Origin of the sequence: Pseudomonas sp. St316, from assembly GCF_018325905.1 — a bacterium.
GTDB lineage: Bacteria > Pseudomonadota > Gammaproteobacteria > Pseudomonadales > Pseudomonadaceae > Aquipseudomonas.
Window position 1 is genome coordinate 3,912,328 of the sequence record NZ_AP021901.1, and the last position, 20,463, is coordinate 3,932,790.

Here is a 20,463-nt window from a genome sequence, read left to right on the forward strand (position 1 = left end):
GGCGAGGGGATTCATCCCATGATGAGTATGGGCCTCTACGTATCAAGCCGCGTGTCGGCCGCCTGGGTTTCCAGCAACACCTTGAACTGATCGGCAGGAACCGGTTTGTTGAAGTAAAAGCCCTGTAACTCGTCGCAGGCATTGTCGCGCAGGAAATCGGCCTGCTCCTTGGTTTCCACGCCTTGGGCCACCACGGTCAGGCTGAGGGTCCTGCCCATGGCGATAATGGCCTCGGTCAAGGCTTTGTCTTCCGACACGCTGCTGGTATCGCAGATACACGAGCGATCGATCTTGATGACATCCAGCGGAAACTGCTGGAGCGCAGAGAGCGAAGAATAGCCGATGCCGAAATCATCGATGGCGATGCGGACCTTCAGGTGTTTGAGCCCGGTCAACACGCTCAACGCTCTCTTGACGTCCTGCATGAGCAGGCTCTCGGCGATTTCCAGCTCCAGCAGACGTGCATCCATACCGGTTTCGGCCAATATCTGCGCCAGGTCCGTGAGCAGGTTCTCATCGGCAAACTGCCGTGCCGTGAGGTTCACGGCGATGCCCAAGTGCGGTAATCCCTGTTGCTGCCAGGCCACGTTTTGCAGGCAGGCGGTCTTGAGCACCCACTTGCCGATCGACACGATCAAACCGGTCTCTTCCGCCACGGGGATGAATTGCATCGGCGCCACGATACCCAGGTCCGGATGATTCCAGCGCAGGAGCGCTTCCATGCCGGTAATGCGACCACTGCCAATATCTCGCTTGGCCTGGTAGTGAAGCTGGAACTCATGGCGCTCCAACGCGTGGCGCAAGCTCAACTCCAGCGTCAACCGTTCCAGAGAGTCCGCGTTCAGCTTCGCGGAGTAGAACTGGAAATTGTTCTTGCCGCATTGCTTGGCCTGGTACATCGCGATGTCGGCGTTTTTCTTGAGTGTCTGCTCGTCCAGGCCATCCTGCGGGAAGACACCGATGCCGACACTGGCGGTCACCCGGAACTCCTGGCCCTGGAGGTTGAAGGGCCGGGCAATGGCGCCAAGGATTTTCTGGGCGGTGGTTGCCACGTCCTTGTCATCGGACAGCTCCGGCAGCAGGATCACGAATTCGTCGCCACCCAATCGGGCCACCGTATCGCTGCTACGCAGGCACGCCTTGAGTCGCAGCGCGACCTCCTTGAGCAATTGATCGCCGGCATCGTGCCCAAGCGTATCGTTGACTTGTTTGAAGCGGTCGAGGTCAAGGAACAGCACCGCCAGTTGCCGATGATAACGACTCGCCTCGCCGATGCTCTGGCTCAACAGCTTGCTGAACAGGCTGCGATTGGGCAACGCCGTAAGGCCGTCGTGATAGGCCAGGTACTCGACATTTTCGGCGTAGGCAATTTTCGCTTCGCCAGCGCGCAGTCGGCTTTGCACCAGTTGCCAGCTCATCCGGGCGAGCAGCCCCGCCAACAGCACCAGCAACAGGCTGCCGCCGGTCGTGCGCCAGAGGTAGGTATGCGCTTGCCGGGTCACCGTGGCCAGTTGTTCTTCTTCGGATAACCCGACGATCACCGCCAGCGGAAAATCGTAGAGCTGGCGGGCACTGGTGTAGCGCCGCACACCGTCCCACCCATTGATCGAGCGTACGGCTTCGGTGTTTTCGGTATCCGGCACCACGGCGGCATAATCGACCTCGTCACCGGCCGATATCGCTTCCCCGCTGCGCCGTGCCCGAAAGACGCCGTCGATGCCCAGCAGGCCGAGCAAGCCCTGATGGCCAAGCTGCGAGGTGTCATAACTGCTGACGAAATAGGCCGCATCGACTTCGACCATGGCGATCCCGGCGAATGCGCCATCCCCCGTGTCGAGTCGCCGGCTGAAACGCAACTTCCACTCCCCCGTCGTCGGGCTTTTCCACGGACGACTGATCGACAGTGCAGTGTCACGCCCCACCGTTTGCAGCTCTTGCTTGGCGATCCGGCTTCCGAGCTCGCTCGACTGAGTGCTGGCCACGACCAGACCACTGGCATCAGCCACGCTGACATCAAACAAGTAAGGTGAAGGCAGCAAGGCGCGCGCCTTGAGCTTGGGCAGCGGGTTTGGCTCGCGCTCGGACTCGTAGGTGTACTTGACGAGCTTGAGGGTCTGATCGATTTCACGCACCGCGCGTAAAATCTGCGCTTCGTAGGTGGCACCGATTTCCAGGCTCGCCTCGGCGATGCCCTGCTGCGCGCGGGCTCGTTCAACCTTTATCAGGTACAGGGTGCCCGCCCAGATGACCAACAACAGGAAAGCCGCCAGCAGCGGGAACAGAACGTAGGCTTCCCTGACCTGGTCGAAGCCGCGCCGCAACCGATTGCTCGTCGCATCGGACAGGACGTTTTCACGAGGGGCGACATCCTGGGCCGACGTCAGTGCACTCGCCCGTTGGATCGCCATGGTGTGCTCCCTGCATTGTTCACTGCTGACGGCCTGCGGGTATCCGACGCGGCAACGCTGCGAGGCGTCCGTGGTTGCTGGTCGCAGGCACTGAAGGATTCCGAACCTGCAGAAAACTATAGACCACAAACTGTGCCTGCCACTGCCAATCGGCACGCCGACCGTGGCTTTGCGGTGGTTGTAATGACGAAGTGCAGTTGACTCCCCTGACTTATTGGTCCAGTTTTTAATACAACAGCGTCCCGCAGGTCTTTCATGCAGGACGTAATGCTTGGTAAATCCCGTTCGTTAATCAAAGGGCCCCTGCCTGCCTATGAATGATGTACGTAGAACCTCCCCTGCCATTGAACGCCAATGGATGCCCCTGTGCCGTTGATTCCCCTGGTTGTGTGTGACGACTCCAACATGGCGCGCAAACAGGTGTTGCGCGCGCTGCCGACAGACTGGCCGGTTTCGGTCACCGAGGCGGTCAACGGGCGCCAGGCCATGGACGCCATACGCCAAGGCCTGGGGCAAGTGGTGCTGCTCGACCTGACCATGCCGGAGATGGATGGCTACCAGGTGTTGAGCGCCTTGCGCGCCGAGGGATTGCAGGCACAAGTCATCGTGATTTCCGGTGACGTCCAGGACGAGGCGGTGCGCCGCGTGCTTGAGCTGGGCGCGCTGGCGTTCCTGAAAAAACCGTTCGACGAAAACGACCTGCGCCAGACACTGGAGCGGCTGGGGCTACTGGCCCAAGCCAGCGAGGTGCCGTTGCAGAATCGTTCGGCCATGAACACGGCCATCGGTTTTCACGACGTGTTCCGCGAGACGGTCAACGTGGCCATCGGCCGGGCAGCAGCCCTGATCGCCAAGGTACTAGGGGTCTTCGTGCAGTTGCCGGTGCCGAACGTGAACATCCTCGAGGTCGGTGAACTGCATATGGCGCTCAACGACGTCGGCAGCTCCCAGCAACTCACGGCCATCTGCCAGGGTTTCATCGGCAGCGGCATCGCCGGCGAAGCCCTGCTGATATTCCATGACTCGGAAATCGCCGACATCGCGCAATTGATGCAGCGCGAGAGCGCCGATTATTCAGACCTGGAAATGTTGCTGGACCTTTCCAGCGTCTTGATCGGTGCGTGCCTGAGCAGCATTGCCGAACAGATCGATGTGGTGTTTTCCCAGGGCCATCCGCAGATCCTCGGCCAGCACGCGGCCATCGAGGAGCTGATCCAGGTCAACCGCAAGCACTGGAAAAAGACCCTGGCGGTGGAAATCAGCTACAGCCTGGAAGGGCACGATATTCGCTTCGACCTGTTGCTGCTGTTCACGGAAGACTCCATCGAACGGTTGACCCACAAACTCGCCTACCTGATGAGCTGAGCCATGAACGATTCCATCGATCTGAACGAGTTTCATTGGTTGCTGGCCATCGTTCAGAGCATCGACGTCGGTGTCGTGGTGCTCGACCGCGAGTACCGCGTGCAGGTCTGGAACACCTTCATGGAGAATCGCTCCGGGGTGCAGCCCAAGGATGCCCACAACCAGCATTTTTTCAGCCTGTTCCCTGAAATCGATCGGCAATGGTTCAGCCGCAAGGTGGAAAGTGTCGCGACCCTGGGCACGCCAGCGTTCACGGTCTGGGAGCAGCGCCCGTACCTGATTCGGTTCAAGAGCTACCAGCCGATCACCGGCCAGGAAGCGTTCATGTACCAGAACACCACGCTGCTGCCGCTGCGCTCGCCTGACAACACCATCAAGCACATCTGCCTGGTGATCTATGACGTCACCGACGTCGCCGCCAACCGGCATCAGCTCCAGGCCGCCAACGCGCAGCTGCAGCAACTCTCCAGCACCGATCGGCTGACAGGGCTGTACAATCGCGGTCATTGGGAGAGCAACCTGAAAGCCGCCTACGCCCGGCACCAGCGCTACGGCCACGCGTTGAGCCTGGTGATGCTCGATATCGATCACTTCAAGCGGGTCAACGACACCTACGGGCACCAGGCCGGCGACAAGGTCATCGAGCAAGTCGCCAGGCTGCTACGCGAACATGCGCGCGACTCCGATGTAGTCGGGCGCTATGGCGGTGAAGAGTTTGCCGTGGTGCTTTCGGATACCGACAGCAGCGGTGCACAAACTTTCGCCGAACGCGTGCGGCACTCCGTGGAGGCGCTGGAGGTGGTGTACAACGACCAGACCATCCGTTTCACCATCAGCCTGGGCGTGGCCGACCTGAGCCAGCCTTCGAACGACCACGCCGAGCTGATCGCCCGGGCGGACCAGGCGCTGTATACGTCGAAGAAGACCGGGCGCAACCGGGTGACGGTGCATGAATGAGTTACCCACATTTTTACCGAAGTGATGATGAGATTTGACCCACACCACTGATCCCCTGTGGGAGCAAGCTCGCTCCCACAGGGGGTCATTGGCATTCACTCAGCCACAAGGCTTGGGGAAGCTTCGCCATATTTACCCAGCAGCTTTAGCGTCACCCCGTTTGTCCAGCCGAAACCGTCCTGCAGTTCATACTCACCGCCTCCCCCACCGTCACCGCGCCCGGACAGATCGTATTTCTCCACCAGCTTGTTTTCCTTGCGGTAAAGGCTCTCGACTTGCTGCAAGAAGCGGCTGCCAATTTGCTGCGCCAGGGCGGTTTGCCGGTATCGGTCCAGTCCCTCCACCGCGACCCATTGCAACGGTGCCCAGCCATTGGGCTCGTCCCACTGCTGGCCATTACCGACCTGGGTGGTGGCGATGCCGCCGGGGCGCAACAGGCCATCACGTACGGCATCGGCGGTGCGATTGGCGTGCTCGACAGATGCCAGGCCCGTATACAGCGGGAAAAGCGTCGCGGCCGTAAGCTGCTGGCGTTGCTGGTTACGTTGCCAGTCGTAGTCCACGTAGAAGCCTTTGTCGGCATTCCACAAATGCTTCTCGATGGCACGCTGGCGCCGTTCGGCGCGCCGGCCATAAGCCCGGACGCAGGGGGTGTTCTGCACCGTTTCGCAGGCTTTGGCGATGGTGTTTTCGAGATGATAGATCAAGCTGTTCAGATCCACGGGCACAATAGCGGTGGTGCGAATGCTCGCCAGGTTCTGGCCATCGTCCAACCAGCGCGAGCTGAAGTCCCAGCCACTTTCGGCCCCGGCGCGCAGGTCTCGCCAGACCTCTTCCCTGGGCCGGTCCGACGCCTGCTCGGCGGTGCTGACATCTTGCAGCCAGGACTCCTGTCGGGGCGTCGGGCTGGCATCCCAATAGCGGTTGAGCACACTGCCATCGGCGAGCTTGACCACGTGCCGCGCGGCCGCGTTGGGCTTGAGTGCCTGGGCGCCTTCCATCCAATAGGCATATTCCTTCTGCAACTGCGGCAGGTATCGTCCATAGGCCTGGTCGCCCTCGATACGCGCCTGCAACTCCACCATATAAGCAAAGAATGGCGGCTGCGACCGGCTCAGATAGTAAGTGCGATTGCCGTTGGGAATGTGGCCGTAGGTGTCGATCATGTAGGCAAAGTTGTCGGTCATCTGGCGGACCTGGGCCTTATCACCGCTCTGCTCCAGCCCCAGCATGGTGAAATACGAATCCCAGTAATACATCTCGCGAAAACGTCCGCCGGGTACCACATAGGGCTGCGGCAGGGGCAACAAACTGCTGTAGGCCGGCACCTGGCTGTAGGACCGACTCAGTACCGGCCAGAGGTTGTCGATGTGTGCTTGGATCGGAGCGCCGGGCTTGGGTGCCGGGCTTTCGGCTTCGCCGGATTCGATGAAGTTGTCTTTCACGAAGGCCTTGATATCGAAGCCATCGCGGTGACGTTGGGCCAGGTAATCGGCGCGGATCTGCGCGGGATCCCGGTTGGGCAATGCATCCACGAAATGTTTCTGGTCGGTGAACACTTGCCCGCGCTGCACCGCTTCAAACAGCTCGGGATAGGCTTGGTCGGGGGGGAGATTGGCCCGTGCCCGAGCGTCTGCATAGCTCCATGTCGCGGGCGGCTGGCTTGAACACGCCACGCACAGCAGCGCGGCAAAGGAAAGGCTGGTGAGGTACATAGGTCGCATCGGCGGCTCCATCCTGTTGTCGTTCCTGACAAACGAGTGACCTGCCGGGATGAACCTGGGTTCAATGAACTTGAATCCGTCCAGGTCCGTAGGCTTGCAAATGCCTGCTGCTTGCCTGGCACGCCTTTGGGGAAAATCGAGAAACAGAACCGGCGCTACAAATTTCATATTGGTCAGTCCAATCAATATTTTTATTAATTGGTCTTGCCAATATTTTTTGCGGCGTGTAGTTTCGGGCCAAGGTCATCGGTGCAGGTCACCGCCCGCCTACAACAAAAAAGAGAGCCCCGGTCCCGGCAGCCGTGCGCTCACAACCCTCCTCCCGCCTGCAGGCAGCCACCGCCCGCACGCCAGCCAAGGAGCATCGATATGCTGACTGTCATCTGTAACGAACCCGGTTCGTTAACCGCCATCGAACGTGAAAAGCCCCTCAGGAAACCGCGAGAGATTCTTATCCGGGTCAAGCGCGTCGGGGTTTGCGGCACCGACCTGCACATCTTCACCGGCAATCAACCGTACCTCGAATATCCGCGCGTCATGGGCCATGAGTTTTCCGGGGTCGTAGACGAGACGGACAGCGCCAGCGACCTCGCCATCGGTGATGTGGTCTATGTGATGCCCTACCTGTCCTGCGGGACATGCATCGCCTGCCGCCAGGGCAAGACCAACTGCTGCACCCGCATTCAAGTGCTAGGGGTTCATTGCGATGGAGCGTTCACTGAGTACCTGAGCGTTCCCCACGAGTTCGTGCACAAGGCTGTGGGTGTTTCCCTTGATCAGGCGGCGATGATCGAGTTCCTGTCCATCGGCGCGCACGCTGTGCGGCGCTCAAATGTCCAGGCGGGTAAACGCGCGCTGGTGGTTGGCACGGGGCCGATCGGCATGGCGGCGGCAATCTTCGCCAGCCTGCGGGGGGCGCAGGTCACCGTCCTGGATACCCGTGAGGATCGTCTTGCGTTCTGTAAGCAACATTTGGATATCCACGCCGCCGTGCACATCGGCGAAGGCGACAAGCAGACCCTGGCTGAACTGACGGGGGGTGATTTTTTCGATGTCGTGTTCGATGCCACCGGTAACGCAAGGGCCATGGAACGCGGGTTCGAGTTCATCGCCCACGGCGGCACTTATGTGATGATTTCGGTGGTGCGGGACTCCATCACCTTCTCCGACCCTGAATTCCACAAGCGTGAAGCCACGCTGATGGGCAGCCGTAACGCCACCCAGGAAGACTTCCGCCATGTAGAGGAATGCTTGCGCAATGGATTGATTCCGGACAAGGCCCTCAATACCCATCGCCTGACACTCAGCGACGTTGCCCATTCGTTCAGCACCTTGCTCGACCCCAAGCAGGGCGTCGTCAAAGCAATCATCGAGTGCTAGGAGGACGCACCATGAACCTGCCGTCTTCCTTACTGGTTTTAACCCCCGGTGATGATGTTGCCGTGGCCCGGGGCGATATTGCCCAAGGGCAACCGCTGAGCGCCGACGGTATCGTGCTGGTCGCCCGCCAGCCGGTCCCGTCCGGCCACAAGATCGCCCTGCGCACGGTGTTGGCCGGCCAAGGGGTGCTCAAATACGGGCAGACCATTGGCCAGGCAACCCGGGACATCGAGCCCGGCGATCACGTCCACGTGCACAACCTGGACATGCCCGCCACCAATGCCGAACACCGCGTACGGAACGTCTATGTACCCACCTCATTGAGCAATGATCCCGCCACGTTCGAGGGTTACGTGCGCGAGGATGGGCGCGTCGGTACGCGCAATTACATCGGTGTCATTTCCAGCGTCAACTGCTCGGCGACCGTCTGCAAACACATCGCCAATGCCTTTTCTTCAGAACGCCTGAAAGAGTTTCCCAACGTCGATGGCGTCGTTGCGATCACCCACGGCAGCGGCTGCGGCATGGGCGCCAAGGGTGAAGGCATCGACATCCTCAAACGCACCTTGCGCGGCTATGCCGATCACGCCAACTTCGCCGGCGTGCTGTTGATCGGCCTGGGCTGCGAGGTCAATCAACTCACCCCGTTGATGAATGAACTGGGCGATCGCCGCGCGGTGCTCAAGGCCAGCCTGATCATTCAGGAGCAAGGCGGTACTCGCGAAGCGGTGCGACGTGGCATCGCCCATATTGAAGCGATGCTGCCGGTCATCAACCAATACCAACGGTCGACCGTCGCCGCCAGCCACTTATGCGTCGGTTTGCAATGTGGCGGCTCGGATGGTTACTCAGGCATTACGGCCAATCCGGCACTCGGCGCGGCCGTGGACCTGTTGGTGCAACATGGCGGCACCGCGATTCTTTCGGAAACACCGGAAATCTATGGGGCCGAGCACTTGCTGACGGCCCGTGCGGCGTCTGCTGAAATCGCGGAAAAATTGATGGAGCGGATCCACTGGTGGGAAGCCTACGTCCGCCACCACGACGGCGATATGAACAACAACCCTTCGCCGGGCAATAAGGCCGGAGGCATCACCACCATTCTGGAAAAATCCCTGGGCGCCGTGGCGAAAGCCGGTGCGAGCGGGCTGATGGGCGTTTACCAATACGCCGAAACGGTCGATGCCCGAGGCCTCGTGTTCATGGACACACCCGGCTATGACCCGGTGTCCGCGACCGGCCAGGTGGCCGGAGGCGCGAACCTCATCTGCTTCACCACGGGCCGCGGCTCGACCTACGGGTGCAAGCCCACGCCCTCCTTGAAGATCGCCACCAACACCCGCCTGTTCCAACACATGGAACTGGACATGGATTTCAACGCCGGCGGCATTGTCGATGGCCTGGAGTCGGTGGCGCAGGCGGGTGAGCGGTTGTTCCGACTGATGCTGGAGACGGCGTCCGGACACCGCACCTGCAGTGAGGAAAACGGCTTGGGCGATAACGAGTTCCTGCCTTGGCAGATCGGCGCGGTGATGTGAATGACCGGGTCATTGCAACCCGCTCCCACATAAATGAATACCATCAAGCGCCTATGGTAGCCTTTGCGGACTCTCCGATGGACGCCCCCCATGGTTTCACCGATCAACGCCGCCGAGCGAAAGCCGTACCAGAAAATCGCCGATCAACTGCGCAACTACATCGCCCAGGGCGATTTCAAGGCAGGCTCCAGGCTTCCCCCCGAGCGTGACTTGACCCAACTGCTGGGTGTCTCCCGGCCGTCGCTTCGCGAGGCGCTGATTGCCTTGGAAATTGACGGCGACATCGAGATCAAGATGGGCTCCGGCGTGTACGTGCGAGCCAAGCCCACGGACGGAAAAAACCAGAGCATGACCTTGGGCGAGAGCCCCTCGGAACTGATGCAGGCACGCGCCTTGATCGAAGGTGAGTCAGTGATCCTGGCCTGTTTGCATGGCAAGAAAAGCGACTACCGCTATCTGCAGGACTGTATCGATGCCATGCGCGCAAGCATTGCCAATGGCCTGCCTCCGCTGGAGGATGACCGTCGCTTCCATCAGCGCCTGGCCAAGATGAGCGGCAACTCGGCTCTGGTCCGGATCATCACTGCGCTGTTTGATGAACGACACAACCCGATTTCGGCTCACCTGAGCAAACACTCGGAGAATGCCCTGACGTGGGAAGCCGCGGTCGTCGAGCATGAGGCGATCCTGCACGCCGTGGCCAACAAGGATGTGCTCGGCGCCCAAACCTCCATGCGCCAGCATCTGAGCCGTTCGGAGAACCGTTGGCTGCGAGCGCTGGAACCGGAAGACAGCCACGACTAAACCTGCCGTTCGGCTTTTGTGGCGAGAGAGCTTGCTCCCGCTGGGTTGCGCAGCGACCCCAAACCGGTTGAATGCGATCTGGCTGATGCACCGAGGCGCCTGATTTGAGGGCTGCTGCGCAGCCCAGCGGGAGCAAGCTCCCTCGCCACAGGGGTTAGTGCGAAACTTGACTCAGTTGTCGACGCACCGCCAGTTCCACCCCGCGGATTTCCGCCAAGCCCTTGAGACGGCCGATCAACGAGTAGCCGGGATTGCTTTTGCGCTGTTGGTCGTCCAGCAGTTGATGCCCATGGTCGGGACGCAGCGGCAAGCGCGGGCCGCCTTCGCGCTCACGTCGGCGCTCTTCAGCCACAAGGGCACCGATGACCCCAACCATGTCGACGTCGCCGTCCAGGTGATGGGCTTCATGGAAGCTGCGCGGATCGGTTTCCCGGCGGGTTGAACGCAGGTGGGTGAAGTAGATGAACGGCGCAAAGTGCTTGGCCATCGCCACCAGATCGTTGTCTTCACGCACGCCGTAGGAGCCGGTGCAGAACGTCAGGCCATTGGCCGGGCTTGGCGCCACGTCCAGCAGCCACTGGGCGTCTGCGGCAGTGGACAGGATGCGTGGCAAGCCGAGCAGCGCCCGGGGTGGGTCGTCCGGGTGGATCGCCATGCGCACACCCACCTCCTCTGCCACCGGGATCACCGCGCGCAAAAAATACCCCAGGTGTTCGCGCAACTTGGCCTCGTCGATGTCGGCGTAGGTACGCAGCAAGTCACGAAAGTTGTCCAGGCTGTAGTGTTCCTCGGCGCCGGGCAAGCCTGCGATCAGGGTGTTGACCAAAGCTTCGCGTCGGGCCGGCGTCAGTTGTTCGAAGTAGGCCTTGGCCTGCTCGATATCCGCCGCGCTGTATTCGGCCTGCGCAGCCGGGCGCTGGAGGATGAACAGGTCAAAAGCGGCGAAGGCGGTCTGATCGAAACGCAGTGCCCAACCCCCATCCGCCAACTCATGGGCCAGGTCGGTACGGGTCCAGTCCAGCACCGGCATGAAGTTGTAGCAGACGATATCGATGCCGCAGCTCGCCAGGTTGCGCACGCTTTGCTGGTAATTGGCGATGTACTCGTCGCGCCGGCCACAGCCGCGCTTGATGTCTTCGTGCACCGGAATGCTTTCAACCACTGACCAGCTCAAGCCGGCCGCTTCGATCATCTGTTTGCGCGCCGCGATGGCGTCCACCGGCCACACCTGGCCATTGGGGATTTCATGCAGCGCGGTGACAATGCCGGTTGCACCGGTTTGACGAACGTCCGCCAGGGAAATCGGGTCTTTGGGGCCAAACCAACGCCATGTCTGTTCCATGCTCTTCTCCTTGTTATCAGTTGGGTGCGGCAAGGGGGGCAACAGGCTGTCCACACCATCGCGGCCCAGGGCGCGATAGGCGTGGTGCACGGCATCGCGAAATGCTGCGCGAGCCGCCAGCTGCGGCGGGAAGACCTCATCCAGGTCGAGGAATGCATTCACCCGTGATGCGCCCTCGAAGCGTCCCGCAAGATCGGCAAAGGTTGCACTCAATGGGTCGTCGATCACGTGCATCGGCTGACCAGGCAACGGTTGCGTGCAGTAGTGAATCCAGGCCGCAATGCCCAGCGCGGTACAGTCGATGCGGCGTCCCTGATCGAGCAATTGCTGCGCGCCTTGCAACCAGCGTTGCGGCAGTTTCTGCGAGCCGTCCATGGCGATCTGGCGCAAGCGATGTTGCAAGCTGTCGTTGGCAAAGCGCGCCCGCAGGTCGTGGCCATACACCGAAAGATCGATACCGGCCGGCATGTGCAGGGTGGGTGCGGCTTCCTCAGCCATGTAACGCTCGATCAGACGCGCCAACTTCACATCGCTGACAGCTTCGAAGACCGACTCATGGCCGGCCAGCAGCCCCACGTAGGCCAGCAATGAATGGCTGCCATTGAGCATGCGCAGTTTCATGGTTTCAAACGGGCGTACATCGTCGACCATCTGCACGCCTTCCACTTCCCAGTCCGGACGACCCAGGGGAAAGTGATCCTCGATCACCCACTGGCTGAAGCTTTCACACACCACTGCCGCAGGGTCGTGGCAGTCCAGTTGCTGCTCCAGCCGGCGGAAGGCATCTTCGTCCATGGCCGGCACGATGCGGTCGACCATGCAGCTGGGAAACGCCACCTGTTGCTCGACCCACTGCGCCAACGCCTCATCCTGCAACGCGGCCAAGGCGCTCACCGCCTGGCGGGTGCGCTGGCCGTTGTCAGGCATGTTGTCACAACACAACACGGTGAATGCCGGAATGCCGGCGGCGCGACGACGACGCAGGGCTTCAAGGACAATGCCGGGGGCTGAGCGCGGCGTTTGTGGGTGCGCGAGGTCATGGGAAATTGTTGGATCTTCGCGACGCAACTGCCCGGAGGAAGGGCTCAGGCAGTAACCCTTTTCGGTGACGGTGAGCGTGACGATCCGCGTTTGCGGCGCGGCCATGCGCTGCAACAGTTGCTCCAACTCTTGACCGCCGTCGCCCACATACAACGCCTGGCGCAACACCCCGATTTCGCGCAGCGTCACCTGCTCGCGGTCGCGGTACTCGGCCACAGGGTAGCGGCCGTCCTGTTCGCGCAACTGCTCGACCAAGGTGCGATTGGAGCGCAGGTTGGCACTGCACAATCCCCAGTCACTTTCGCCATGGCGATTGAGATGGCGTTGCAGGTAGACCGCCTGGTGCGCGCGATGAAACGCGCCCAGGCCCAGGTGCACGATACCGATCTGCGTTGCAGTCCCGGTGCAAGGTACACGTTTCACAACAGGCATCGACTCACTCCTTCTGTTCAGGGATGGCCCAGGGCCGAAGCGGGCTGCGGGTTTTGTGCCGCCGAGTGGCCGGTATCCGCCACCGACAGCGGTTTTACGTAGCGCGCCACGCACACGGCTCCGATCACGGTCAACAGCCCTGCCAGCAGGAATGCACTGGTGAACGAGCCGGTGAACTGCACCAGGAAGCCCGTCAGGGTCGGGCCGACAATGCCCGAGGTGTTCGCCAGAAAGTGCATGAAACCACTGACGCCGCCCACCCGCGCCGCCGGGACGGTGTCCTGGATGATCGCCCAGTAGATGGCGCCGGTGAGGTACAGGAAGAACACCGCCAAGGCGACGAGTGCCACCGCCGGATACAGGGTCTTGACCATCCCGGCACACGCGATGCAAACAGCGCAGGCCAGCAGGCACGTCACCAGCACCACTTTGCGGGAGAACATCATTTTTCCGGTTTTCTTGAACACGAAGTCGGAGATGAAACCACCCAGGGCCAGGCCAAGGAAACCCAGCACCCAGGGAATGACCGTGGCGATGCTCATGTCCTTGACGTTCAGGCCATGGGCCATGGTCAGGTAGCTGGGAAACCAGGTCAGGAAGAAGAACAAGGTGTAGTTATAGGAAAAGAACGCCAGGGAGGTGAACAGCACCGTCGGTTGCTTGAGGTAATAGCGCAGTGGGAACACCGGTTGTGCCGCCAGCTCGCCTTGCCCCTCGGCCCGCAGAGTCTCCTCGGCGCCCTCGCCTTCGGGCCTTTCCTTGACGAACTTGAACCACACGGCGGCCCAGATCAGGCCGATCACCATGATGATGATGAACGACATTTTCCAGCCGTAGGTGACCGCGATAAAGCCCACCACCGGGCCGGAAATCGCCCCACCCAGCGGCGTGCCGGACATCGACGTACCAATCGCCCGGGCCCGGCGCTTGGGGGTGTACCAGTTGTTCACCATCTTGCTGGTGGTGACGCTCAGCGGCCCTTCGCCCATGCCGAACAGGATCCGGATGAGCACCAGCGACGCAAAGCCTACCGTCAGCACGGTGAGGCCGCTGAACAACGACCACAGGACCATGGCCAGCAGCAACGTGGTCTTGGCGCCGTAACGGTCGGCAGCCCAGCCACCGATGAAGTTGAAGACGGCATAACCGACGAAAAAGCTGCTGAAGATCATGCCCATCTCACCCGTACTCAGACCGTAGTCTTTCTGGATGAAAGGCGCCGCCACAGACAACGCCGACCGGTCGAGGTAATTGATGACCCCGGCCAGGAACAGCATGATGATGATTAAGCTACGTCCTTGACCAAACATGGTGGAACCTCCCGCTTGTTGTGTTTATTCGGTGAGGGTGCCCATGACAGGCACGGTGAAACCGGTGGTACAGACGGCTCAGGGGTGGGCGTTCGTCAGTTCCACCAGCACTTTTCGGGTTTGCTCGGGATGTTTTTCGATCAGGTCGATGGCACCGGGCATTTCATCGAAGCTGACGCGATGGCTGATCAGGTCCTGGACCTGCAACTTGCCGCTGGCGATCAGCTCGATCACCCGCGGGAACTTGCGGTTATTGAGCCGCGAACCCACTAGCGTCAGTTCCTTCTTGATCATTTCCAACTGCACCAGATCACTGGGTGTGGCATTGAAGCCCAGCAACCCGATGCGCCCGGCCGGCGAAGCCAGGCGCACCATCTGCGGCATGAGTGCCGGAATGCAGGCGGCGTCGACAATCAGCGGCACACCTTCACCCTGAGTCAATTCACGCATCGTCGCCTCGACATCGACTTGCTGGCCGTTGAGGGTTCGGCTGGCGCCCAGCGCCCGCGCCGTCTCCAGGCGACTGTCGATGACATCGGTCACGGTGATGTCGGTCAATCCCAGCGCCCGGGCCATCTGCACCAGGGTCAAGCCGATCACCCCGGCGCCGTAGATCAACACGCTGTCGCCCGGATGGGGCTGCATGCGATCGAGTACGTTCAGGGCAATGGAATATGGCTCGACCAGGGCGCCATGGCTGAGGGACATCGAATCGGGCAAGCGGTGGGCATTTTCGGCCGGCACGCACACCTGCTCGCTGAAGCCGCCGTCGCGATGCACGCCGATCACTTGCAGTCGGGTGCAGACATTGGGCCGGCCAATCCGGCAGGGATAGCAGGTGCCGCAACTGATCACCGGATCGACGCAAACTCGGTCACCCACTTGCAGGTGTTCGACGCCCTCGCCGACTTGCCGGACGACCCCGGAGAACTCATGGCCGGTGACACGGGGAAAACGCACGAATGCGTTCTGCCCATGAATGATGTGCATGTCCGAGCCACAGATGCCGGCATACGCCACATCGACCTGGACCTCGCCACGGGCGACCTGGGGCCGGTCGACCTGGGCCAATCCGAACTCGAAGGGTGCTCTTACCTGGAACGCTTTCATCGGATCACTCCTGACGGGACGTTCGCCCCGTTTGCTCAAAGGGTTAAAACCGTTTCACCAATGCCAGAGCGTGCCGTCTTCAAGACGGTTGACCGGCAGGCTGGCGCGCTTGTAGGGGTATTGGCGGGCAAGGTTTTCATCGATGTCGACGCCATGCCCCGGTGTTTCGCCCGGCGTGAAGTGGCCATCCTCGAAGCGATAGGCATGGGGGAAGACTTCATCGATGCGGTCTTCGTGAGGCATGTGTTCCTGGATGCCGAAGTTGGGCACCCACGTATCGAAATGCAGGGCCGCGCCCATGCACACCGGTGACAGGTCGGTGGCACCGTGAAAACCGGTGCGCACCTGGAACAGCGCGGCGAAATCGGCAATGCGCCGCACATGGGTAATGCCGCCGGCATGCACCAGCGTCGTGCGGATGTAGTCGATCAATTGTTCCTGGATCAACTCACGGCAGTCATGGATGGAGTTGAACACCTCGCCAACGGCCAACGGCGTGGTGGTGTGCTGGCGGATCAGGCGGAAGCTCTGCTGGTTTTCGGCCGGCGTGCAGTCTTCCAGCCAGAACAGGTTGTACGGTTCCACGGCTTTGCCCAGGCGCCCGGCTTCGATGGGTGTCAGGCGATGGTGCACGTCGTGGAGGATATGCAGGTCGTCGCCAAAGCGTTCGCGCACGGCGGCGAACAGCTTGGGGACGTAGTTGAGGTATTTGGCGGTGTCCCAGACGTGTTCGGCGGGCAGGTCGCTGTCGGCCGGCTCATAGCGCTCGCCACTGCGCTTGGCGACGCCGTAGGTGGTGGCAATGCCGGGCACACCGCATTGCACACGCACGGCTTTATAGCCCAGCTCGACGTGACGGGCGACTTCGTCCAGGCAGCCTTCGATGTCCTTGCCGGTGGCGTGCCCGTAGACCATCACCCGCTCGCGGCTCTTGCCACCGAGCAACTGGTACAGCGGCATGTTCGCGGCCTTGGCCTTGATGTCCCAGAGCGCCACGTCAACGGCGGCGATGGCGGTCATGGTCACCGGCCCCCGGCGCCAGTACGCACCGCGATACAGGTACTGCCAGATGTCCTCGATGCGATGGGCGTCGCGGCCGATCAACGCGGGCAGCACGTGTTCTTCCAGATACGCGACCACCGCCAGTTCGCGGCCATTCAAGGTGGCATCGCCAATGCCGTAGAGGCCTTCATCGGTGACGATTTTCAAGGTGACCAGGTTGCGACCCGGACAGGTGACGATGACGCGTGCTTCAACAATTTTCATAAAGTCAGACCTGTGCAACAGAAGGAAGAGAGGACGCGCCCATGTTCGGCATCGCCGCCTGGGGAATCAGCGCACCTCGGTACTGGACAACCTGGGCCGCCAGGCGATGGCCCCAGCGGGCGGCCTGCTCCGGATCACCGCCACGCAGGCGACAGGCCAGGTAGGCGGCGTTGAACGAATCACCGGCGGCGGTGGTATCGACGATATGGGCGACGGTTTGCGCAGGCACTTCGAAACGTCCTGTCGGACACTGGATCAAGCAGGTGGCGGCGCCCCGCTTGAGGGCCACTTCGCGTATGCCCGCCTGGGCATAGGCACTGAACAAGGCCTCGGTGTCGCGATAGCCGAACAGGGTCGCGTCATCTTCCCAAGTGACCAGGGCCAGGTCAGTCAGTTGCAGCAGGTCGCGGTAGACCTGCCGGGCCGTTTCAGGATCGGGCCAGAGGTGGGGACGGTAGTTGTTGTCGAAGACGATGCGCGCGCCCGCTCGGCGCGCCAGGTGCAAGGCCTGGATCAGGCGCTGGCGCCCTTCTGGCGTGAGGATCGCCAGGCTGATGCCGCTCAGGTAGACGTAGTCGTAATCGGCCAGCGCATCGAGCATGGCGTCGGCCTCGGGGCCCTCGAACATGCGCCGCGCCGCCGCTTCCCCGCGCCAGTAGAGGAAACGCCGCTCGCCGTGTGGATCGGTCTGGATGAAGTACAGCCCCGGCAGCGCGTCTTCGATCACGCGGACATGGGCATCACCAATCCCTTCGTCCAGCCAGGACCGGCGCATGGCAATGCTGAACGCATCGCTGCCCACGGCCGTCATGTAGTCCACGGCCACTGCGCCATGCGGATTCAGTCGGGCCAGGTAGACCGCGGTGTTGAGCGTATCGCCACCGAAAGTCTGCATGATCGCGGCACCCGGTTCACCGCGCATCTCGATCATGCATTCGCCCACCAACGCCATCTTCAGCGGGCGGGCGAAGCGAGTCTCTGGGCCAGGGTTAAGCGTTACATCCATAATCAACGCGCCTTTCTTGTTTTTAAAACGGCGTTTCATTTTTATCTCAAGGCCCGAGTCTAGTCAGATTTGCCGCCTCGTCAAGCAAAAATGAAACAGCGTTTTGTTCTGCTTGCGTATATCCTTGGGTTTTACTTTCACGTTGGAGCCTTCATGGACAACAGCGTCATTGCAAACAACGATCTGGTGTCGGCGGTGGGCCGGACCATGGCCGTGCTCGAGGCACTGGCCGAGCATCCGGAAGAAAGCGGCGTCTCGGAGATCGCCAACAAGCTGGAGATGTCCAAAGCCACGGTCTATCGCTTCTTGCAGTCGCTCAAGGCACGTGGGTATGTGGTGCAGGACGCCGAGGATCGCTATCGCCTCAGCGTCCGGCTCTTCGAACTGGGGGCCCAGGCCCTGCCCCACTTGGACATCGTCCGGGAAGCGGAGCCGGGCATGCGGCGAATCAACGAACTGACCGGCGAGACCGTCCACCTGGGGATTCTCGACGAAGGCAGCATCGTCTACGTGCACAAGATCGACTCCAAGTACAACCTGCGCATGTACTCGCGGATCGGCCGACGGGCGCCGTTGTACTGCACTGGCATCGGCAAGGTGCTGATGGCCTGGCTTGAAGAAGAGGAGTTGCTGGCGCACTTGGCGCAGGAAAGCTTCGAGCGTCGCACGGCCAATACCTTGACCAGTGCCCAAGCGTATCTGCAGGAACTGCAGACCGTTCGCCAGCAAGGCTATGCCGAGGACCATGAAGAGTTCGAAGACAACATGCGTTGCCTCGCGGCACCGATCCGCGACCGTTTTGGCCACGTGATCGGCGGAATGAGCGTTTCATTCCCCTGCTTTCGCTTCAGGGAAGAGTTGAAGCAGGACTACGTCAAGCAACTGATGCAAGCCACCCAACAGATCTCAAGCCAATTGGGCTGGCATGCGCGCTAGTCTGTGGGAGCGGGTTTGCTCGCGATGACGTCAGCACATCCAACATCCCCGCAAACTGACCCACCGCTTTCGCGAGCAAGCTCGCTCCCACCTTGGATGTGTGTTACCCACAACATTCGGGCACCACACAAAAACCTGTGGGAGCGAGCTTGCTCGCGATGACGGCGGTACATCCAACACTTATCCAGGCTGACCCAGCGCTTTCGCGAGCAAGCTCGCTCCCACAGAGGATGGGTGGTGACTGCTAGGTCTGTGAGCAACTCACAGGTTCCAACTGACTGGCATCAGAACCAGGTTTCCATCTGGATGCCGTACTGCCAGACACCGCCTGAGTTGAAGTCAGTCTTGCCGAAGGAGTCCGTGGTGCTGTACCGGTCCAGGTCCGACGACCAGTTCATGACGCTGGCGAACAGGCGTAGCTCTGGACGCGTGAGCAGATCGCCCAGGTCAGGCTTGAAGGTCGGGGCGACCGTGAACTTCCAGAAGTTGCCGTCGACCGCATTGCGTTGCAGGTAGCCCTTGGGGTCCAGCTTCATGGTTTGCCAGCTCATCTCGTAGGCCATCTCGAAATTGCTGTTGATTTCGTTGGCCAACCGCACGTTAAGGGTCATCCAACGGTAGTCGTCGCCCTTGACGTAGCGGTCCTTGCTTTGCTCAGCCAGCAGGCTCGGGCCGATGCGCCAGTCGGACGCTATAGGCGTCTCGCCGTACAGCGCCAGGCGCACGGCACGGGCCTCGTCGATCAGTTCACCATCCGAGCCCACGTTCTTGACCTCAGCCCCCAACCCCTGTCCATAGAGCAGCGCCGTCTTGAAGAAACCTTCGCGGCCGAAAAAGTTTTTCTGGTGATTGGCAACCATGCTGTGCAAACCGGAATCGGCCGGCGTCAGCCCCGCTTGATTGGTGCGGGTCGCAAAGTCGTTTTTCTTCGAACCGATGGCGTTGAACATCCATTGCCACTGCCCACCGTCGAAAAACTGGTTGGACGTCAGGATGTAGCTTTCCACATCGGCATTGACGCCACCCTCACTGAAATCCCCGTAGTTGCGACCGATCAATGAGTAGTTCGAGCGCCAGTTCTTGTTCATCTGTATATCGTAGATACCGCCACCGGTACCGGCCAGATAGACAACGTCGGAGTCCAGCCAGTGGATGTCGAAATTGTCCCTGTCGAAGCGTTTGCCCGCCCACAGGGTGGAGTTTTCGAACATCGGGTTGCCCTTGAATGCCGCCAGGTGATCGAGTTCGGTAAACACCTGGCGCACGTTCAGGTTGCTTTCATCGGCGGTCCAGTCGTTGGAACTCTCCACGCCATCGGCGATGGAAACCGTGAATTTGGAGCGGGTGCCATTCTGCGCGTACATCTCTTTCGACAGGTCGATACGCATGTAGGTATCGTCCTCGTTACCCAGTCGCCCGACAGCGCCACCGACAGAACCGGCCGGCGTGGTGTACGGACCACCACGACCACCGCCCAACCCATCATTGATCAGCAACCCGGAGCGAGCGTAGCCCTTGAAGCTGAAACCGTCAGTGAGGTGTGCGCCGCTGCCCTGCTTTTGTGTGCTTTGCTGGCTGGCTTCGAGTTTTGCCAGACGGGCATCGAGTGTCGGGACTGTAGTGACGGAAGCCGTCGGTTGCAGGGTGGGCGTGGCGAGTTTGATTTGTTGCAGTTCCCTGGCGAGCGCCTGGGTTTGCTGTTCGGCGGCGGCGGCACGCTTTTCCGCTGCGCTGGCACGGGCCTCGAACGCGGCCATGCGCTCTTCCAGCGTCGCGGCCTGAGAAGTGGCCGCCGAGGCGCCGAGCACGCTTGCGATTAGCCAGCTTGATGCTTTCTGCATGTG

14 protein-coding genes and 1 pseudogene are annotated in these 20,463 nt (G+C 61.0%); 6 read left to right on the forward strand and 9 right to left on the reverse strand.

Annotated features, from left to right (window positions below; translation table 11 throughout):
• Positions 1-35: 35 nt before the first annotated feature.
• Positions 36-2,408 carry a putative bifunctional diguanylate cyclase/phosphodiesterase gene (locus KI237_RS17245; RefSeq protein WP_212796289.1) on the reverse strand — a complete coding sequence of 791 codons (2,373 nt, stop codon included), beginning with the start codon at positions 2,406-2,408 and terminating at the stop codon, positions 36-38.
• Positions 2,409-2,762: 354 nt separating this feature from the next.
• Between KI237_RS17245 and KI237_RS17250 the strand changes: the two genes are divergently transcribed.
• Positions 2,763-3,773: a response regulator gene (locus tag KI237_RS17250; RefSeq protein ID WP_212796290.1), complete on the forward strand. Its 1,011-nt coding sequence runs from the start codon at positions 2,763-2,765 to the stop codon at positions 3,771-3,773.
• A gap of 3 nt (positions 3,774-3,776) precedes the next feature.
• The gene (locus KI237_RS17255) at positions 3,777-4,730 is read left to right on the forward strand and encodes a GGDEF domain-containing protein (RefSeq protein ID WP_212796291.1); all 954 of its coding nucleotides are present in this window, start codon (positions 3,777-3,779) and stop codon (positions 4,728-4,730) included.
• Positions 4,731-4,825: 95 nt separating this feature from the next.
• Here KI237_RS17255 and treA read toward each other — a convergent pair whose 3' ends face one another.
• Positions 4,826-6,454, reverse strand: a complete 1,629-nt coding sequence (gene treA / locus KI237_RS17260) for an alpha,alpha-trehalase TreA (RefSeq protein ID WP_212796292.1) — start codon at positions 6,452-6,454, stop codon at positions 4,826-4,828.
• Positions 6,455-6,823: 369 nt separating this feature from the next.
• Between treA and KI237_RS17265 the strand changes: the two genes are divergently transcribed.
• The 3 genes from KI237_RS17265 (at position 6,824) to KI237_RS17275 (ending at position 10,176) form a co-directional block, all read left to right on the forward strand.
• Entirely contained in the window at positions 6,824-7,834 is a 1,011-nt protein-coding gene (locus tag KI237_RS17265) for a zinc-binding alcohol dehydrogenase family protein (RefSeq protein WP_212796293.1), read from the forward strand.
• Positions 7,835-7,845: 11 nt separating this feature from the next.
• A complete protein-coding gene (locus KI237_RS17270) occupies positions 7,846-9,372 on the forward strand; it encodes a UxaA family hydrolase (protein WP_212796294.1) in 1,527 nt (508 codons plus the stop codon).
• Between the two features lie 90 nt (positions 9,373-9,462).
• Entirely contained in the window at positions 9,463-10,176 is a 714-nt protein-coding gene (locus tag KI237_RS17275) for a FadR/GntR family transcriptional regulator (protein ID WP_212796295.1), read from the forward strand.
• A 154-nt stretch (positions 10,177-10,330) separates the two neighbouring features.
• Here the strand turns inward: KI237_RS17275 and uxuA are convergent, their stop codons facing one another.
• The 6 genes and pseudogenes from uxuA to KI237_RS17305 form a co-directional block, all read right to left on the reverse strand.
• Positions 10,331-11,518: a mannonate dehydratase gene (uxuA, locus tag KI237_RS17280; RefSeq protein WP_212800635.1), complete on the reverse strand. Its 1,188-nt coding sequence runs from the start codon at positions 11,516-11,518 to the stop codon at positions 10,331-10,333.
• A 30-nt stretch (positions 11,519-11,548) separates the two neighbouring features.
• Positions 11,549-12,991: pseudogene (locus KI237_RS17285) on the reverse strand (mannitol dehydrogenase family protein); the annotation flags it as partial.
• A 17-nt stretch (positions 12,992-13,008) separates the two neighbouring features.
• Positions 13,009-14,301, reverse strand: a complete 1,293-nt coding sequence (locus tag KI237_RS17290; protein WP_212796296.1) for an MFS transporter — start codon at positions 14,299-14,301, stop codon at positions 13,009-13,011.
• 78 nt (positions 14,302-14,379) lie between these two features.
• On the reverse strand, positions 14,380-15,411 hold the full coding sequence (locus tag KI237_RS17295; RefSeq protein ID WP_212796297.1) for a Zn-dependent oxidoreductase: 1,032 nt from the start codon (positions 15,409-15,411) through the stop codon (positions 14,380-14,382).
• Positions 15,412-15,465: 54 nt separating this feature from the next.
• Positions 15,466-16,677 carry a D-mannonate dehydratase ManD gene (gene manD / locus KI237_RS17300; protein ID WP_212796298.1) on the reverse strand — a complete coding sequence of 404 codons (1,212 nt, stop codon included), beginning with the start codon at positions 16,675-16,677 and terminating at the stop codon, positions 15,466-15,468.
• Positions 16,678-16,681: 4 nt separating this feature from the next.
• Positions 16,682-17,683 carry a sugar kinase gene (locus tag KI237_RS17305; protein WP_212800636.1) on the reverse strand — a complete coding sequence of 334 codons (1,002 nt, stop codon included), beginning with the start codon at positions 17,681-17,683 and terminating at the stop codon, positions 16,682-16,684.
• 153 nt (positions 17,684-17,836) lie between these two features.
• Between KI237_RS17305 and kdgR the strand changes: the two genes are divergently transcribed.
• Entirely contained in the window at positions 17,837-18,619 is a 783-nt protein-coding gene (gene kdgR / locus KI237_RS17310) for a DNA-binding transcriptional regulator KdgR (protein WP_212796299.1), read from the forward strand.
• Positions 18,620-18,903: 284 nt separating this feature from the next.
• Here kdgR and KI237_RS17315 read toward each other — a convergent pair whose 3' ends face one another.
• Positions 18,904-20,460: a carbohydrate porin gene (locus tag KI237_RS17315; protein WP_212796300.1), complete on the reverse strand. Its 1,557-nt coding sequence runs from the start codon at positions 20,458-20,460 to the stop codon at positions 18,904-18,906.
• Between the last annotated feature and the right edge of the window lie 3 nt (positions 20,461-20,463).

What these genes read in the sequence shown, in the direction of transcription:
- KI237_RS17245 (WP_212796289.1), bottom strand. Translation starts at nt 2,408, where the DNA reads ATGGCGATCCAACGGGCGAGTGCACTGACGTCGGCCCAGGATGTCGCC.
- KI237_RS17250 (WP_212796290.1), top strand. Translation starts at nt 2,763, where the DNA reads ATGGATGCCCCTGTGCCGTTGATTCCCCTGGTTGTGTGTGACGACTCC.
- KI237_RS17255 (WP_212796291.1), top strand. Translation starts at nt 3,777, where the DNA reads ATGAACGATTCCATCGATCTGAACGAGTTTCATTGGTTGCTGGCCATC.
- treA (WP_212796292.1), bottom strand. Translation starts at nt 6,454, where the DNA reads ATGCGACCTATGTACCTCACCAGCCTTTCCTTTGCCGCGCTGCTGTGC.
- KI237_RS17265 (WP_212796293.1), top strand. Translation starts at nt 6,824, where the DNA reads ATGCTGACTGTCATCTGTAACGAACCCGGTTCGTTAACCGCCATCGAA.
- KI237_RS17270 (WP_212796294.1), top strand. Translation starts at nt 7,846, where the DNA reads ATGAACCTGCCGTCTTCCTTACTGGTTTTAACCCCCGGTGATGATGTT.
- KI237_RS17275 (WP_212796295.1), top strand. Translation starts at nt 9,463, where the DNA reads ATGGTTTCACCGATCAACGCCGCCGAGCGAAAGCCGTACCAGAAAATC.
- uxuA (WP_212800635.1), bottom strand. Translation starts at nt 11,518, where the DNA reads ATGGAACAGACATGGCGTTGGTTTGGCCCCAAAGACCCGATTTCCCTG.
- KI237_RS17290 (WP_212796296.1), bottom strand. Translation starts at nt 14,301, where the DNA reads ATGTTTGGTCAAGGACGTAGCTTAATCATCATCATGCTGTTCCTGGCC.
- KI237_RS17295 (WP_212796297.1), bottom strand. Translation starts at nt 15,411, where the DNA reads ATGAAAGCGTTCCAGGTAAGAGCACCCTTCGAGTTCGGATTGGCCCAG.
- manD (WP_212796298.1), bottom strand. Translation starts at nt 16,677, where the DNA reads ATGAAAATTGTTGAAGCACGCGTCATCGTCACCTGTCCGGGTCGCAAC.
- KI237_RS17305 (WP_212800636.1), bottom strand. Translation starts at nt 17,683, where the DNA reads ATGGATGTAACGCTTAACCCTGGCCCAGAGACTCGCTTCGCCCGCCCG.
- kdgR (WP_212796299.1), top strand. Translation starts at nt 17,837, where the DNA reads ATGGACAACAGCGTCATTGCAAACAACGATCTGGTGTCGGCGGTGGGC.
- KI237_RS17315 (WP_212796300.1), bottom strand. Translation starts at nt 20,460, where the DNA reads ATGCAGAAAGCATCAAGCTGGCTAATCGCAAGCGTGCTCGGCGCCTCG.